Raw genomic sequence first — 15,838 nt, forward strand, 5'->3', positions numbered from 1 at the left:
ATTTACCGGTCTATCGTGACGCCATGACGACGCTCACGTTCGACTCGCTCAACCCGGCCACCGGCGCGGTCGTCGGCAGCCATCCCAACCAGGACGCCGAGGCGGTGAGCGCGGCCGTGGCGCGGGCGGAGACGGCCGCCGCCTGGTGGGGCGGGCTGGGTCACGCCGGGCGCCGGCGGCGGCTGCTCGACGCCAAGGCGGTCGTCACCCGCCACCTGCGGGAGCTGGCCGCCCTGGTGCACGAGGAGACGGGCAAGCCGGTCGGCGACGCCACGCTGGAGATCGTGCTGGCCATCACGCACCTCGACTGGGCGGCCAGGCACGCCGAGAAGGTGCTGCGCAGGCGGCGCGTCGCGACCGGGATGATCGGCGTCAACCTGGCGGCCAGCCTCGAATATCTGCCGCTGGGCGTCGTCGGCGTGATCGGGCCGTGGAACTATCCGGTCTTCACGCCGATGGGCTCGATCGCCTACGCGCTGGCGGCGGGCAACGCGGTCGTGTTCAAGCCGAGCGAGCTCACGCCGGGCGTCGGCGTGCGGATGGCGGAGCTGGTGGCCGAGGCGGTGCCGGAGCACCCGATCTTCCAGACGGTGACCGGCCTGGGTGAGACGGGCGCGGCGCTGGCCCGTGACCCGCGGGTCAAGAAGGTCGCGTTCACCGGCTCGACGGCGACGGCCAAGCGCGTCATGGCCGCCTGCGCCGAGAACCTGACGCCGGTGGTGATCGAGTGCGGGGGCAAGGACGCGTTCATCGTCGACGCCGACGCCGACCTGGAGGCCGCCGCCGACGCGTGCCTGTGGGGCGCGCTGTCCAACGCCGGGCAGACGTGCGTGGGCGTCGAGCGGGTGTACGTGGTCGACGCGGTCTACGAGCCGTTCATGCGCGAGCTGTCGCAGCGGGCCGCCTCGGTCCGGGCGGGCGAGCACTACGGGCCGATCACCATGCCGGGCCAGCTCGACGTCATCAGGCGGCACATCGACGAGGCCGCCAAGTCGGGCACGGTGGTCACCGGCGGGCCGGACTCGGTGCGGGCGCCGTTCGTCGACCCGGTGATCGTGGCGGACGTGCCGGAGGACTCCCCCGCCGTCCGCGAGGAGACGTTCGGGCCGACGATCACCGTACGGCGCACCCGCGACGTGCACGAGGCGCTGGAGCTGGCCAACGCCTCGGCGTACGGGCTGGCGGGCACGGTGTTCTCGCGCAACAGGCGCCGGGCGATGGAGCTGGCCCGCGCGATGCGGACCGGGATGACGGCCGTCAACTCGGTCATCTCGTTCGCCGGAGTGCCCGCGCTGCCGTTCGGCGGGGTGGGAGACTCGGGGTTCGGGCGCATCCACGGCGCCGACGGGCTGCGCGAGTTCGCCCGGCCCAAGGCGGTCTCCCGTCAGCGGTTCGCGCTGCCGGGGATGAACCTGACGTCGTTCACCAGAGGCGAGCAAGAGCTTGAGCGGCTGATCAGACTTGTCACGTTCTTGCACGGCCGACGTAAGAGATAATCTTCATACTCTTTCCCTAATGCGATCATCCATCCATAATTGTGTGCTCGGGGGCCACGATCATGCGGACGGGTGGAATGTGAACCGGTCTTACCGGGGAATGTCGGCTGAGCAAAGGCTGGCGGACAGACGCGAGCGGCTGATGACAGCCGCCTACACGCTATACGCGAAACCAGGTTTCACGGTCACGACCATCGAAAGGCTGTGCTCGGAGGCGCGGATCTCCAACCGCGCCTTCTATGAATGTTTCAGCAGCCAGGAGGAACTCCTTCAGGTCCTCCACGAGCGGTGCGTGGAGGAAAGCCTGGCCGTCGTGGCCAAAGCGTTACAAGATGCGCCTAACACACTCGACGGGCGGATCAAAGCGGGGATACGGGCATATATCGAGTTCGCTACTGCCGACTGGCGCCGAGCCCGCATCATGCACGTCGAGGTGCGCCGGAGCGGCGACATCCTCTCGGCGTCCCGGCAGCGCGCCATCGACTCCTTCGCCCGCCTCGTGGAGGACGCCTCGGCCGAATTCCCGGCGGCCATCGTGGCGAATCGACGCCTGGTGGCGCTCGGCGTAATTGGGGCGCTTCAGGAGCTACTCATCGAATGGCTCCTGGCAGAGGATCCGCCCGAGATCGACGAACTGGTGGCCGTGGCCGTGCACATCTTCGGCCGGTCGCTCGGAGCGTCGTGATGATTTGATTACGCACCGTGGTTTCATGGCCGAGTGATACGCGGGATTATCGGCATTTTCCTTATAGCGACGACCACCTCCTGCGCCGGACAAGTCCGGCAAATCAGCACACCTAGCGAGCCGCCCGGGGAAAAGGCCGTCCAGAAGACGGCCACCCGGCGCGATTGGTGCGAAAGCGTGCGCTGCGGTCTCGCCGACGGCGAACGGCCACCCCAGTTCGTGGTCATCTCCTTCGACGGCGCCGGGGTGGGCAACGGCTGGTTCCGCGCCTTCCGCGAGGCCGCGGCCCGCAACCGGGCCACCCTCACGTTCTTCCTGTCCGGCGTCTACCTCCTGCCCTCCGACCACCGCCGCCTCTACCGTCCCCCCGGCCACCGGCGCGGCAGCTCCGACATCGGCTTCCAGCGGCCCGCCCGGATGCGGCTGCAGGCCCGCGAGCTGACCGCCGCCTGGAACGCCGGCCACGAGATCGGCACCCACTTCAACGGCCACTTCTGCGGCAGCCGCGGCGTCAACTCCTGGTCGGCCGCCGACTGGCGCAGCGAGATCCGCCAGTTCCACCGCTTCGTCACCGACTGGCGGCGCAACTCCGGCCTGACGCACCTGCCCGACCTGCCGTTCCGGGTCCGTGACGCCGTCCGCGGCGGCCGTACCCCCTGCCTGCAAGGTGACCGGCAGGCGATGTTCCGGGCCTTCCGCTCGTACGGGTGGCGTTACGACGCGTCGGGCACCGGCGTGGCGGCCTGGCCGCGCAAGCGGGCGGGCCTGTGGCAGTTCCCGCTGCCGGGCATCGACGTGGGCGGCCGGCAGGTGCTCGCCATGGACTACAACCTCTACGCGGTGCAGAGCGGCGCCAGGCCCGGCCCGCGGCGGCTACGGGACCGCTGGGAGCGGCAGGCGGGCCGCGCCTACGAGCGCGCCGTGGAGCGCTCGCTGCGCACCGACCGGGCCCCGGTGTTCATCGGCCACCACTTCGCGAGCTGGAACGGCGGCATCTACCAGCGGGCGCTGCTCGGGCTGATGGACCGGGTCTGCACCCGGCACGAGGTGCGCTGCGTGTCGTTCGAGCAGCTCGCCGACTGGCTGGACGCCCAGACGCCGGCCACGCTGGCCAGGCTGCGGGGCAGGACCTGAAGGGAGCGGGCGGCGGCTGATCGCCACCCGGTCCGATATGTGTCGCTCAGGCCACCGCGGCGTGCGTCACCTCGACGTGGAGCACCCGATTCAGCCGGGTCACCGCAAGTATCCGCATGATCCGCGGGGGCACCCCCCGAAGGACGAGGCGGCGTTGCGCGCTCAGCGCGAGCCGATGCGTGCCCACGAGCACTCCGAGACCGGTGGCGTCGATCATCTCCAGCTTGGAGAGGTCGAGGATCAGGTCGCCCTCGCCGGAGTCGACGGCCTCGTGCAGCATCGTCCGCACGCCCGCCGACGTCCCCGCGTCGAGCCGCTGACCGGTCCGCACCACCTGTGCCTTCGGATTGCCCCGGACGCGCATGCCACCTCCTCAGAACAACGTGCGCCGGGGCGAACCCCGACACCTTCCCACTACCCAGCAATCGGCAACGACACGACCGCTCGCAGCAGAAAGTGCCCGTCGTCGACCGGACCGGCCGTCAGCGTGCCCCGCACGGCGCCCACCCGCTCGGCCAGCCCCGAAAGCCCGCTGCCCAGCTCGTCGCCGCTGCGGCCGGTCGCCCCGTCGTTGCGGACCCGCACCTCCGCCTCCTCGTCGGTGAACCGGATGAGGATGTCGCAGAAGGTGGCCGTGCTGTGCTTGAGCACGTTGGTCACCGCCTCGCGGACGACGTAGGCGAACACCGGCGCCACGCCTTCGGGCAGCTCGCGGTGGGGCAGGCGCGTCTCGCAGCGCACCCCCGCCGCTTCCAGGACCCCTTTCACGCTATTCAGCTCCGCGCCCAAGTCAAGCTCGCGGTAGCCGCGCACGGCCTGCCGCAGCTCCTTCAGCGCCTTCCTGGTGAGCGCGTGGACCTCGGTCATCTCCGCCTTGGCCGCCCCGGTGTCGGCGTCGGCCAGGCGCACCGCCAGCTCGGTCTTGACCGCGATGGCCGAGAGCTGGTGGCCGACCAGGTCGTGCAGGTCGCGGGAGAAGCGCAGCCGCTCCTCGGCGAGCGCGAGCCGCGTGTGCGCCTCCTTGCCCTCGCTGGCCTGGACGGCGAGCTGCCAGATCCACATCCACACCCGGTTCGTCCACGGGAACGACACGCAGAACAGCCCGTAGATGAAGACCAGGTACGCCACGACGGGGCCGGCGGTCACGTCACGCAGGAGCAGGACGTCCGGGTCCAGCAGGTAGTTGCCCAGGCCCAGCAGCACCCCGGCGGCCATCGTGCCCACCGCCATGACCGTGGCGGTGCGGACCCGTACGCCGATCGCCGCCACCGACAGCCAGGCCGCCAGCGTGAATCCCCAGCTCATCGGGTCGGCCCCGCCGGCGCTCGCGGTCACCAGCGCGAGCGCCCCGGCGATCGTGACCTCCCGCCGGGCGTAGCGGTCGCGCAGCACGGCCGAGACGGCCCGGTGGTAGTACCAGGTGAACGCCGTCACCGCGATCAGCCCGGGCACGACGCGCTGCCAGTGGACGTCCTCGGCGTGCAGGAACAGCCGCCCGATGATGAACAGCCACAGCATCACCACGATGGAGGCCATCATGTGCAGCGTGTGGCGCCGTGCCCGATCGATCGGATTCATCACTTGGCGCGCAGCACTTCACCCAGCTTGACCCGGGCGCCGGTCCGCAGCACGGCCCGCTCGTACACCTTGGCCCCGAAGGACAGCGTGGCGAGCACGGCGACGATCATCAGCGCGGCCGAGGCCCCGACCTCCCACAGCGGCACCTCGGTGGCGGCCATCCGCACCGGCATCACCATGGAGGAGAACGGCGGGACGAACGACACGATCGTGGCCAGCGTGCCGGTCGGGTCGCTGGTGGCGTAGAAGGCCACGAAGTAGGCGGCCATGATGAGCATGGTCAGCGGCGACATCACGTTGCCGACCTCCTCCTGGCGGGAGACCAGCGAGGCCAGGGCGGCGGCGAGCGTGGCGAAGAAGGCGTAGCCGAGCACGAACCAGACCAGCACGCCCGCCACGATGCCCGCCATGCCCGGCGGGAAGTCGGCGGCGAAGCCGGAGGCGAACGAGGCGGCGAGGCCGACCACGAGGATCGTGCCCAGGTTGATCAGGCCGAGCACGCCCAGCCCGATGATCTTGCCGCCGAGGAGCTGCCACGGCCGGATCGAGCTGAGCAGGATCTCCACGATCCGGCTGCCCTTCTCCTCGACCACGCCCATGGCGACCATCATGGTCTGTCCGATGATCAACATGAAGAGCACCAGCACGAGCACCACGGCGATTCCGGTGCGGGCGGCCTCGTAGCGGGTGTCGGCGCCGACCGACTGCATCTGCAGCGGCGGGATCGACACCCCGGCCGCGCCCAGCTTGACCTCGCGGTTCGTGCTCTGCATGAGCACGCCGAGCTCGGTCTCGATCTCGCCGTCGGTGATGACCTTGACGCCGTCGATGAGCGCGGCGTCCACGTCGCCGGCGAGCACCGCCTCCTTGGCCGCCTCCTCGTCCGGGAACGCACGCCACTCGAACGTGGCGTCGGGCGCCGCCTGCGCCAGCGGGAGCTGCTGGGAGTTGACCGTGCCCACGGTGTAGGAGTCGGGGCGGTCGAGCAGCTTGGGGGCGAAGGCCAGCGCGCCGACCAGCACCGCGGTGATCAGCAGGCTGATCTTGAAGGCCCGCGTCCTGACCTGGGTGCCGATCTCGCGCCTGGCCACCAGCATCATGCCGTTCACGCCACGGCCTCCTTGAAGATCTCGGTGAGGGTCGGCTGCTCGACGCCGAAGTGCTCCACGTGCCCGGCCTTGAGTGCGCGGCGCAGGATCTCCTGGTCGTCGCCGCCGGCGACGAGCAGGGTGTGGCGGTCGCCGGTCACGCTGAGCTCGCCCGGCAGGCCGTCGGCCCAGCCCGGCGTCGCGCCGCGCACCACGACCCGCAGGGTGCCGCCCTCGGCGGCGCGCAGGTCGCCGACCGTGCCGCTGGCCACCATCCGGCCGGCCGACACGATGCCGACCGAGTCGCACAGCCGCTCGACCAGTTCGAGCTGGTGACTGGAGAAGATGACGGGGACGCCGCCGCGGCAGCGCTCCTGGAGGGCCGTGGCCAGCGTCTCGACCGCGATCGGGTCGAGCCCGGAGAACGGCTCGTCGAGGATCAGCACCTCGGGGTCGTGCACCAGCGCGACGGCGAGCTGCACGCGCTGCTGGTTGCCCAGCGACAGCGACTCCACCGAGTCGTTCCTGCGCTCGGTCAGGCCCAGCCGCTCCAGCAGGTCGTCGGTGGACTTCTTGGCCGCCGGCGCGCTCAGGCCGTGGAGCTGGCCGAAGTACTCGATCTGCTCGCCGGCGCGCATCTTCTGGTAGAGGCCGCGCTCCTCCGGCATGTAGCCGAACCGCTGCCGCTCGCCGTAGCCCAGCGGCTTGCCCTGCCAGCTGACCGAACCGGAGTCGGCCTTCAAAACCCCCATGACGATCCGCATCGTCGTCGTCTTGCCGGCGCCGTTCGCGCCGACGAACCCGAACATCTCCCCCGGCCGGACCGTGAAGCCGATCCCGTCCAGGGCGAGCTTACCCTCGGTCGCCCCGGGGGCCGCGGCGAAGCGCTTGCGCAGTTCGCTGATCTCGAGCATCAGGTTCTCTCCTTCGTCATGCACCAATCGTCCCGTAACAGGCGTTCGCCCTGGTAGGTGCTGAAATCAGGAGCCTGGCATGCGCTACGCGTCCGTTCCGGATGACATTTGTCATTACGCTGGGCTCATGACGCGCGCAGACAAGGACAAGCCGGTCGTCCTCTCCCGCATCTACACCCGCACCGGAGACGACGGCACGACATCGCTCAGCGACATGAGCCGCACGTCCAAGACCGATCCGCGACTGGCCGCCTACGCGGACGTGGAAGAGGCCAACGCCCACCTCGGGCTGGCCCTCGCGCACGGCAGCCTGCCCGCCGACCTCGTGGAAGTGCTGGTACGGGTCCAGAACGAGCTGTTCGACCTCGGCGCCGACCTCGCCACCCCGGTCACGGCCGACCCCGAGTTCCCGCCGCTGCGCGTCGAGCAGTCCTACATCGACCGGCTCGAAGAGCAGTGCGACCACTTCAACGCCCGGCTCAAGCCGCTGCGCAGCTTCATCCTGCCCGGCGGCGACCCCGCCACCGCGAGCCTGCACGTCGCCCGCGTCACCGTACGCCGGGCCGAACGCACCACATGGGCGGCCCTGCACACCCACGACGACATGAACCCGCTGACCGCCACTTACCTCAACCGGCTGTCGGACCTGCTGTTCATCCTGTGCCGGATCGCCCACGCGGGCGACGAGATCCTCTGGAAGCCCGGCGGCACCCGCTGATCAGGCCCGCTGATCAGGCCCACTGATCAGGCCCACTGATCAGGCGACGTCCAGGTAGGCGCTCGGCGGCGCCGACTCCAGCCAGGCCAGGAAACCGGTCAGCGCGTCGGCGCTCATCGCCAGCGACAGGTCACGGGTGGAGCCGGAGCAGTCGACCGCGTACAGGCCGCCGTCGATCTCCCTGCGCTGGGAAACGACGAGGCCGCGCCTCGCGATCGCGTGGCGCGGCCTCAGTCGCACACCCATGAGCGGAATCCAGTGGAGCTCTCCGTCGGCGTAGCGCGCTACGCCGCTCTGCCAGGCCCCCTGCCCGACACGCAGCCGACAGGGTACGCTCCCCCGGCGCGCAAGCATGAAGTAACGCACGACCGCCAGAGCGGCGGCAAGCAGCGCACAGATCACCAAAGTCTCGACCATGCCTGCCGCCCCCTAGCGCTCGTAATATCAGACCTCTTCGCCCGCCGCGCGCAGCCGGGCCCTGGCCCGCTTCGCCTCGATGGCCGCGTCAGCGTCCTCCTGGTTGGCCTCGATCGAGGCCTGGGCCCGGTCGAGAGCGTCACGGGCAGCCGCGACGTCGACCTCGGAACCGAGCTCGGCCACCTCGGCGAGCACGGAGACCTCGTCGTCGGCCACGGAGATGAAACCGCCGTGGACCGCGGCGACCAGGTCGTCCTGGCCCTCCCGCTTCACCTTCAGCACGCCGCCCTCGACGAGGACGCCGAGCACGGGTGCGTGTTGCGGCATAATACCGATCTCGCCGTCCACGGTCTTGGCAATCACCATGTCGGCCTCGCCCGACCAGATCTCACGCTCGGGTGAGACAACCCCTACGCGTAGCTTCGCCACTTGTGTAGGTTCCTTTCCGATCAGGTGGTGGCCCGGCCGCAACCGCGCCACCACCGGTAGGGCGGCTTAGCGACGCTCGAGTTCCTTGGCCTTGGCCACGGCCTGCTCGATGCCGCCGACCATGAAGAACGCCTGCTCGGGCAGGTGGTCGTACTCACCCGCGCAGAGGCCCTTGAAGGAGGCGATGGTCTCGTCCAGCGGCACGGTCTCGCCCGGCTGGCCGGTGAAGGCCTCGGCCGCGTACATCGGGTGCGACAGGAAGCGCTCGATGCGGCGGGCCCGCTGGACGGTGACCTTGTCCTCCTCGGAGAGCTCGTCGATACCGAGGATGGCGATGATGTCCTGGAGCTCGCGGTACTTCTGCAGGATCCGCTTGGTCTCCTGGGCCACCCGGTAGTGCTCCTCGCCGACGATCTGCGGGTCGAGGATCCGGGACGAGGAGTCGAGCGGGTCCACCGCGGGGTAGATGCCCTTCTCCGAGATCGGCCGCGAAAGCACGGTCTGCGCGTCGAGGTGCGCGAACGCGTTGTGCGGGGCCGGGTCGGTGATGTCGTCGGCGGGCACGTAGATCGCCTGCATGGAGGTGATCGAGTGACCGCGCGTCGAGGTGATGCGCTCCTGGAGCACACCCATCTCGTCGGCCAGCGTCGGCTGGTAGCCCACCGCGGACGGCATACGGCCGAGCAGCGTGGACACCTCGGAACCGGCCTGCGTGAAGCGGAAGATGTTGTCGATGAACAGGAGCACGTCCTGTCCCTGAACATCGCGGAAGTACTCCGCCATGGTCAGCGCCGACAGCGCCACCCGCAGACGGGTGCCCGGCGGCTCGTCCATCTGACCGAAGACGAGCGCGGTGTCCTTGAGGACGTCCGCCTCCTCCATCTCCAGCCAGAGGTCGTTGCCCTCACGGGTGCGCTCACCCACGCCGGCGAAGCACGAGGTGCCACCGAAGTTACGGGCGACGCGGCGGATCATCTCCTGGATGAGAACGGTCTTGCCGACGCCCGCGCCGCCGAACAGACCGATCTTGCCACCCTGCACGTACGGGGTGAGCAGGTCGATGACCTTGATGCCGGTGACCAGCAGCTCCGTGCGGGACTCGAGCTGGTCGAAGGCCGGCGACGGACGGTGGATGCCCCACCGCTCCTCGATCTTGAGCGAGGAGGTCGGCACGTCGAGCGTCTCGCCCAGCGCGTTCCACACGTGGCCCTTGACGACGTCGCCGACGGGCACCGAGATCGGCGCGCCGGTGTCGAGCACCGCCTGGCCGCGGACCATGCCGTCGGTCGGCTGCATCGAGATGGCCCGGACGAGGTTGTCACCCAGGTGCTGGGCGACCTCGAGGGTCAGGGTCTTGGTCTCGCCGCCGAGGGTCACCTCGACCTTGAGCGCGTTGTAGATCTCGGGCATCCCCTCGACGGGGAACTCCACGTCAACGACGGCGCCGGTGACGCGGGCCACGCGGCCAGTGCCGGCCGCGGGGGTTTCTACAGTTTCAACAGCCTCTGCAGTCATTTCACTCTTTCCCCGCTGCGGCGTCAGCGAGCGCGTTGGCGCCACCGACGATCTCGCTGATTTCCTGGGTGATCTCGGCCTGACGAGCCTGGTTCATCTGCTGGGTCAGCATCCGCATCAGCTCGTTGGCGTTGTCGGTGGCCGACTTCATCGCGCGCCGCCGCGCGGCCTCTTCGGAGGCCGCCGACTGCAGCAGCGCGGTGAAGATGCGCGACTCCACATAACGCGGCAGCAGCGTCTCCAGCACGTCGCCCGCCGTGGGCTCGAACTCGAAGTACGGCGGGATCGTGGTGGACTCCGTCGCCTCGGTCTCCTCGACCTCCAGCGGCAGGATCCGCCTGACCACGACGTTCTGCGTCAGCATCGAGACGAACTCGGTCGAGACGATGTGGATCTCGTCGATCCCGTTGTCGTCCTTGAAGGAGTCGATCAGCGTGTTGGCGATCTCCTTGGCGTCGGCGTAAGCCGGGTTCCTGGAGAAACCGACCCACTGCCCGCCCATCTCCCGCTGGCGGAAGGAGTGCCAGGTGACACCCTTGCGCCCGGTGACGAACGGGACGACGCTGAGGCCGCGGCCCTCCAGCAGCCCGCGCAGGGCCTCGGCCTCGCGCAGGACGTTGGCGTTGAAGCCGCCACAGAACCCGCTGTCGCTGGTGACGATGAGGACGCCCGCCTTGGCGGGGTTCTCCTTCGCCACGGTCAGCGGATGGTCGACGCTGGCCGCGTTGCTGACGACGCCGGTGACGGCGCGAGTGATCTCACGCTCGTACGGCAGCGCCGCCTGCATCCGCATCTGCGCCTTCACGATCCGCGAAGAGGCGATGAGCTCCTGGGCGCGCGTGATCTTCGCGGTCGACTTGACCGAGCTGATCCGCCGCCGCAGCAGCCTTAGCTGGGCACCCATGTCCTACTTCTCCGCCGCCGGACGGACGACCTTCTTGATCTTCTCCTGGCCGACCTCGTCGGCACCGAGCGGCGCCACCGGCTCGTCCTTGACCAGCAGCTCACCCGAGGAGGTGGTGAAGCCCTTCTTGAACTCCACGATCGCGTCCTTGAGCACGGTCACCGCGTCGTCGGACAGCTCGTTGGTCTCCCGGATGCCGTCGAAGACACCCTTGTGGGAGGAGCCGAGGTAGTCGAGGAACTCACCCTCGAAGCGGCGCACGTCCTCGACCGGCACCTCGTCGAGCTCACCGGTGGTGCCGGCCCACACCGACACGACCTGCTTCTCGACCGGGAACGGCGAGTACTGCGGCTGCTTGAGCAGCTCGACCAGGCGCTGACCGCGGTCGAGCTGGGCCCGGGATGCGGCGTCCAGGTCGGAGGCGAAGGCCGCGAACGCCTCCAGGTCGCGGTACTGCGACAGGGAGAGCTTGAGCGTGCCGGCCACCTTGCGCATGGCCTTGACCTGCGCCGAACCACCGACTCGGGAGACGGAGATACCGACGTTGATCGCGGGACGGACACCCGCGTTGAACAGGTCGGTCTCCAGGAAGCACTGGCCGTCGGTGATGGAGATGACGTTGGTCGGGATGAACGCCGAGACGTCGTTGCCCTTCGTCTCGATGATCGGCAGACCGGTCATCGAGCCGCCGCCCATGTCGTTGGAGAGCTTCGCGCAGCGCTCCAGCAGGCGGGAGTGGAGGTAGAACACGTCGCCGGGGAAGGCCTCACGGCCCGGCGGGCGACGCAGCAGCAGGGACACGGCGCGGTAGGCGTCGGCCTGCTTGGTCAGGTCGTCGAAGACGATGAGAACGTGCTTGCCCTGGTACATCCAGTGCTGGCCGATGGCCGAGCCGGTGTAGGGGGCGAGGTACTTGTAGCCGGCCGGGTCGGAGGCGGGGGCGGCGACGATGGTCGTGTACTCGAGCGCGCCGGCCTCCTCCAGCCGCGCCTTGACCTGCGCGATGGTCGAGCCCTTCTGGCCGACGGCGACGTAGACGCAGCGGACCTGCTTCTCCGGGTCGCCCGACAGCCAGCCCTCGCGCTGGTTGAGGATGGTGTCGACCGCGATCGCGGTCTTACCGGTGCCACGGTCGCCGATGATCAGCTGACGCTGGCCGCGGCCGATCGGCGTCATGGCGTCGATGGCCTTGATGCCGGTCTGCAGCGGCTGCTTCACCGGCTGCCGCTGGACGACCGACGGGGCCTGGAGCTCAAGGGCGCGCAGGCCCTCGGACTCGATGGCGCCCTTGCCGTCCAGGGGGTTGCCCAGGGGGTCGACCACGCGGCCGAGGAAGGCGTCACCGACGGGCACGGACAGGACCTCGCCCGTCCGGCGGACCGTCTGGCCCTCCTCGATGCCGCTGAACTCGCCCAGGACCACGGCACCGATCTCACGGGTGTCGAGGTTCAGTGCCAGGCCGCGCGTGCCGTTCTCGAACTCGAGCAGCTCGTTCGCCATCGCCGAGGGAAGGCCGGAGACATGGGCGATGCCGTCGCCGGCGTCGACGACGGTCCCGATCTCCTCGCGCGCGGCGCCTTCCGGTTCGTACGCCTGGACGAAGCGCTCAAGCGCGTCCCGGATCTCGTCCGGCCGGATCGTAAGCTCCGCCATCTCTACTCTGTCTCCCTCTTCGCCTAGCCGGCCAACCGGCGGCGGACTTCTTCGATTCGTCCCACGATTGTGGTGTCGATGATCTCGTCGCCGATGCGGACCGAGAACCCACCGAGCACTCGCTTGTCCACCTCGACATTCAGGTGCACGTCTCGGCCGTAGGAGGAGCGCAGCCAGGCGGCGAGCCGCTGCTTCTGCGTCTCCGTCAGCTCGACGGCACTGCGCACGACCGCCACGAGACGCTGGCGCTGCTCGGCCACAAGGCGGCCGAACTCCTCCAGCCCCGTCTCCAGGCTACGTCCTCGCGGATGCACTGCCACCTGCGCGATGAGCCGCTGGGTGGTCGGTGCTGCCTTGCCGCCGAGCAGACCCGCGAGCAGCTCGCGCTTGCCCGCCTCGGGGGCGGCGGCATCGGCGAGCGCCCGGCGCAGGTCCGGGTTGGCGGCGACGATGCGGCCGAAGCGGAAGAGCTCGTCCTCCACCTCGTCCAGCTTGCGCTGACCCTCCGCCTCGGCGGCGGCGGCGACCACGCCCAGGCGCTCCAGCACGTCGGCCAGGTCGCCGGCACGCGACCACCTGGCCGAGACGGCGGCCTCGGTCGTGGCGACCGTGGCCTCGCTGACCTTGCCCTGGAGCAGCGCGCGGGCCGTGGCGGCCTTCTGCTCGCCGGCCCGGGACTGGTCGGACAGGGCGCGACGCAGGCCGTGCTCGCGGTCGAGCAGATCCGCGACAGCGAACAGCTCGTCGGAGAGCGCGCCGAGGTCGGCACTACCGGCGACCGCGTTGAAGCGCTCCTCGACCTCTGCCAGCGAAGTCCTGCTCAAGCCCCTCATTAACGCACCGCCTGCGCGTTGGAGCTCTCCAGCTCGTCGAGGAACCGGTCGACGATGCGGCTCTGCCGCGACTCGTCCTCCAGGGACTCGCCGACGATGCGGCCGGCGAGCTCGGTCGACAGGCGACCGACCTCGTTGCGGAGCTGGGCGAACGCCGCCTGCCGGTCGGCCTCGATCTGGGCGTGCGCCGCCTCGACGAGACGGCGGGCCTCGGCCTGCGCCTCCTCGCGGAGCTCAGCCTTGATCTGCGCGGCCTGCTCGCGAGCCTCCTCGCGCAGCCGGGCCGCGTCACGCCTGGCCTCTTCGAGCTGCTCGGCGTACTGCTGCTGCAGGACCTGGGCCTGGGCCTGGGCTTCTTCCGCCCTCTTGATGCCGCCTTCGATGGCGTCGGTGCGCTCGGCCAGCGTCTTCTGCACACGCGGGACGAGGATCTTTCCGACGACCAGGACGACGACGAAGAACGCGAAGACGCCGACGACGAGCTCGTAAGTGTGCGGCATGAGAGGGTTGGCGCCCTCCTCCGCAACGATGAGCTTAGCTGCCGTGATCATGGTTGCAGCCTTTCGTCAGAGGGGATGATCAGGCGATGCCCTGGAAAATGAACGGGGCGACCAGACCGATCAGGGCGAGGGCCTCGGTGAGGACGAAGCCGAGGAGCATGTTCTGGCGGATCAGGCCGTAGGCCTCGGGCTGACGCGCGATGGCCTGCACGCCCTGACCGAAGATGATGCCGACGCCGATGCCGGGGCCGATGGCGGCGAGACCGTAACCGATGGCGGTGACGTTGCCGGAGACCTCAGCGAGAACGCTCATTGCTGTTTTCCTTTACTGGACGGCCGGTGATTCGGAATTTCACCGGTCTGGACTAATCCGGTCTGTGGTTCTCAGTGATCCGCGTGCAGCGAGCTGCCGATGTACATCGCGGCCAGCATCGCGAACAGGAACGCCTGCAGGTACATGATGAACATCTCCAGGCCCGTGAGCAGGATGGTCATCACCACCCCGATGACGCCGATGGGGGCGCCGAGCGGGGTCAGCTTCTCGAAGAGGAACCAGAAGCCCACCATGCTGAAGAAGGCCAGCAGCATGTGGCCCGCGAACATGTTGGCGAACAGTCGCACCGCGTGCGTGAAGGGCGCGATGATCATGTTCGACAGGAACTCGATCGGGGCCAGCAGGAAGTAGATCGGCTTCGGCAGTCCCGGCGGGAACATCATGTTCTTGAAGTAGCCGATGCCGCCCTGGTGCTTGATGCCCAGGTAGATCTTGAGGATGTAGATGGTTGCCGCGAGCACGATCGGGAAGGCGATGTGCGAGGCGACCGGGAACTGGAGGACCGGGACGACGCCCAGGAGGTTCCAGACCAGCACCAGGAAGAAGATCGAGACCAGCAGGCCCATCCACCGGTCGGCGTCCTTGCCCAGGAAGGGCCGGGCGACCTGGTCGCGGACGAACATGTAGCCGAGCTCGACGACGTTCTGCATGCCCCGGGGCACCAGCTTCGGGCTGGCGAAGGCCGCCCAGCAGATGCCGATCACCAGGACCGAGCTGAAAAGGGCGAGGAGCACCGGCTTGGTGAACCATTCGACCCCGGGAATGATCGGGGGCAGAGTGAACAGCTCGTCAGGCGTAGGCGCCCCGAACTCTCCCGGAGGTGCTAGGACCGTCAGCGCACTCACGCGGCGTTCCCTTCAACGTCGTAGTGGATCACAGAAGTTTCCTCGGAGATGCGGTCGCGCCGTACGGCTAGCGACCGTGTCTCCGGTAGACCGCGTAGCCGGCGAGCGAGACCCCCAGGACGATGCCTATGGGGAAGAACGCGGACATGTCGAGCCAGCGGTCCAACAGCCACCCGAGTCCGCCGTAGACTGCCATCCCGGCGAGGAGGTAGCTGGGGACCGACCACATGGCGTCGGAGAAGTCCCGACCGTCGGTTTCCGGTCGGCGTTCCTGTTGGCTCATCGCGGCCCTGACGATAGCAGGCGAGCAGAGGACTAGTCATATCGGACCCCGCGTTTTACCAGGCTCATCAGTCGCCCTGCCCGGGGACCTTGGCGTCGGGGTCGACGTAGAGCATCTTCGTCTTCATGAAGGCGCGGACTTCGAAGGCGGTCCAGACGACGGTGCCGGCCACGACGGTCCAGGCGAACGCCTGCGTGTTCCACAGCGTGGTGTCACGGAAAGTGACCAGCATCACCATGATGACGATGACTTTGACGAGGTAGCTGACCATCGCGGCGATGGCCATCATCTGCGGAGAGACGCGCGCCGCGTAGGCGACGGCCACCACGCTGATGCTGAAGAAGACGCCGACGAGCAGAACGCCGAGCAGTGCGCCGAGGGCGCCGCCGCCGCCCGCCACCAGAAGGCTCACGACCACGGCCACCGCCCCTACCCCGAGGGTGGGAATCGCGGCGCTTTTGAGTACGCGCACGTCGTTGGCCTGCATCGGAGCTCCATCAACGAGTTATCAA

19 protein-coding genes are annotated in these 15,838 nt (G+C 69.0%); 4 read left to right on the forward strand and 15 right to left on the reverse strand.

Annotation, left to right across the window (positions count from 1 at the left end):
• Positions 1–23 precede the first annotated feature (23 nt).
• From AB0J53_RS31825 to AB0J53_RS31835, 3 genes are all read left to right on the forward strand, one after another.
• The gene (locus AB0J53_RS31825; RefSeq protein WP_364179276.1) at positions 24–1,496 is read left to right on the forward strand and encodes an aldehyde dehydrogenase family protein; all 1,473 of its coding nucleotides are present in this window, start codon (positions 24–26) and stop codon (positions 1,494–1,496) included.
• A gap of 142 nt (positions 1,497–1,638) precedes the next feature.
• Positions 1,639–2,181 carry a TetR/AcrR family transcriptional regulator gene (locus AB0J53_RS31830; RefSeq protein ID WP_246645039.1) on the forward strand — a complete coding sequence of 181 codons (543 nt, stop codon included), beginning with the start codon at positions 1,639–1,641 and terminating at the stop codon, positions 2,179–2,181.
• Positions 2,182–2,358: 177 nt separating this feature from the next.
• The gene (locus tag AB0J53_RS31835; RefSeq protein ID WP_364179279.1) at positions 2,359–3,315 is read left to right on the forward strand and encodes a hypothetical protein; all 957 of its coding nucleotides are present in this window, start codon (positions 2,359–2,361) and stop codon (positions 3,313–3,315) included.
• Positions 3,316–3,361: 46 nt separating this feature from the next.
• Here the strand turns inward: AB0J53_RS31835 and AB0J53_RS31840 are convergent, their stop codons facing one another.
• From AB0J53_RS31840 to AB0J53_RS31855, 4 genes are read right to left on the reverse strand one after another with little or no spacing between them, the layout of a single operon-like run.
• On the reverse strand, positions 3,362–3,679 hold the full coding sequence (locus tag AB0J53_RS31840) for an STAS domain-containing protein (protein ID WP_219505833.1): 318 nt from the start codon (positions 3,677–3,679) through the stop codon (positions 3,362–3,364).
• Between the two features lie 50 nt (positions 3,680–3,729).
• Positions 3,730–4,893, reverse strand: coding sequence for a histidine kinase (locus AB0J53_RS31845; protein WP_364179281.1), 1,164 nt, complete (start codon positions 4,891–4,893; stop codon positions 3,730–3,732).
• Positions 4,893–5,993: an ABC transporter permease gene (locus tag AB0J53_RS31850; RefSeq protein WP_357591307.1), complete on the reverse strand. Its 1,101-nt coding sequence runs from the start codon at positions 5,991–5,993 to the stop codon at positions 4,893–4,895. The genes AB0J53_RS31845 and AB0J53_RS31850 overlap by 1 nt, the downstream gene beginning before the upstream one ends.
• A gap of 5 nt (positions 5,994–5,998) precedes the next feature.
• Positions 5,999–6,895, reverse strand: coding sequence for an ATP-binding cassette domain-containing protein (locus AB0J53_RS31855; protein ID WP_364179283.1), 897 nt, complete (start codon positions 6,893–6,895; stop codon positions 5,999–6,001).
• Positions 6,896–7,022: 127 nt separating this feature from the next.
• Here AB0J53_RS31855 and AB0J53_RS31860 point away from each other — a divergent pair, with 127 nt between their 5' ends.
• Positions 7,023–7,613: a cob(I)yrinic acid a,c-diamide adenosyltransferase gene (locus AB0J53_RS31860; protein ID WP_364179285.1), complete on the forward strand. Its 591-nt coding sequence runs from the start codon at positions 7,023–7,025 to the stop codon at positions 7,611–7,613.
• A 39-nt stretch (positions 7,614–7,652) separates the two neighbouring features.
• Here the strand turns inward: AB0J53_RS31860 and AB0J53_RS31865 are convergent, their stop codons facing one another.
• The 11 genes from AB0J53_RS31865 to AB0J53_RS31915 all read right to left on the reverse strand — a co-directional run bounded on the left by AB0J53_RS31865 (position 7,653) and on the right by AB0J53_RS31915 (position 15,813).
• On the reverse strand, positions 7,653–8,030 hold the full coding sequence (locus AB0J53_RS31865) for a DUF2550 domain-containing protein (RefSeq protein WP_219505851.1): 378 nt from the start codon (positions 8,028–8,030) through the stop codon (positions 7,653–7,655).
• A 27-nt stretch (positions 8,031–8,057) separates the two neighbouring features.
• Positions 8,058–8,459 carry a F0F1 ATP synthase subunit epsilon gene (locus AB0J53_RS31870; protein WP_049561059.1) on the reverse strand — a complete coding sequence of 134 codons (402 nt, stop codon included), beginning with the start codon at positions 8,457–8,459 and terminating at the stop codon, positions 8,058–8,060.
• A 66-nt stretch (positions 8,460–8,525) separates the two neighbouring features.
• Positions 8,526–9,974 carry a F0F1 ATP synthase subunit beta gene (gene atpD, locus AB0J53_RS31875; RefSeq protein ID WP_219505866.1) on the reverse strand — a complete coding sequence of 483 codons (1,449 nt, stop codon included), beginning with the start codon at positions 9,972–9,974 and terminating at the stop codon, positions 8,526–8,528.
• 1 nt (position 9,975) lies between these two features.
• Positions 9,976–10,878, reverse strand: a complete 903-nt coding sequence (locus AB0J53_RS31880; RefSeq protein ID WP_219505868.1) for a F0F1 ATP synthase subunit gamma — start codon at positions 10,876–10,878, stop codon at positions 9,976–9,978.
• Between the two features lie 3 nt (positions 10,879–10,881).
• On the reverse strand, positions 10,882–12,531 hold the full coding sequence (gene atpA / locus AB0J53_RS31885; RefSeq protein ID WP_219505869.1) for a F0F1 ATP synthase subunit alpha: 1,650 nt from the start codon (positions 12,529–12,531) through the stop codon (positions 10,882–10,884).
• Positions 12,532–12,554: 23 nt separating this feature from the next.
• Positions 12,555–13,364: a F0F1 ATP synthase subunit delta gene (locus AB0J53_RS31890; RefSeq protein ID WP_219505870.1), complete on the reverse strand. Its 810-nt coding sequence runs from the start codon at positions 13,362–13,364 to the stop codon at positions 12,555–12,557.
• Entirely contained in the window at positions 13,364–13,915 is a 552-nt protein-coding gene (locus AB0J53_RS31895) for a F0F1 ATP synthase subunit B (RefSeq protein ID WP_219505872.1), read from the reverse strand. The genes AB0J53_RS31890 and AB0J53_RS31895 overlap by 1 nt, the downstream gene beginning before the upstream one ends.
• 28 nt (positions 13,916–13,943) lie before the next feature.
• Positions 13,944–14,177, reverse strand: coding sequence for an ATP synthase F0 subunit C (atpE, locus tag AB0J53_RS31900; RefSeq protein WP_049561045.1), 234 nt, complete (start codon positions 14,175–14,177; stop codon positions 13,944–13,946).
• Positions 14,178–14,248: 71 nt separating this feature from the next.
• Positions 14,249–14,932, reverse strand: a complete 684-nt coding sequence (gene atpB, locus AB0J53_RS31905; protein WP_364179290.1) for a F0F1 ATP synthase subunit A — start codon at positions 14,930–14,932, stop codon at positions 14,249–14,251.
• A 178-nt stretch (positions 14,933–15,110) separates the two neighbouring features.
• On the reverse strand, positions 15,111–15,326 hold the full coding sequence (locus AB0J53_RS31910; protein WP_246645040.1) for an AtpZ/AtpI family protein: 216 nt from the start codon (positions 15,324–15,326) through the stop codon (positions 15,111–15,113).
• Between the two features lie 67 nt (positions 15,327–15,393).
• Positions 15,394–15,813 (reverse strand): hypothetical protein, encoded by a 420-nt coding sequence (locus AB0J53_RS31915; protein ID WP_219505875.1) that lies wholly within the window; start codon positions 15,811–15,813, stop codon positions 15,394–15,396.
• Positions 15,814–15,838 lie beyond the last annotated feature (25 nt).

Source organism: Nonomuraea sp. NPDC049725 (assembly GCF_040674795.1).
GTDB lineage: Bacteria > Actinomycetota > Actinomycetes > Streptosporangiales > Streptosporangiaceae > Nonomuraea > Nonomuraea ceibae.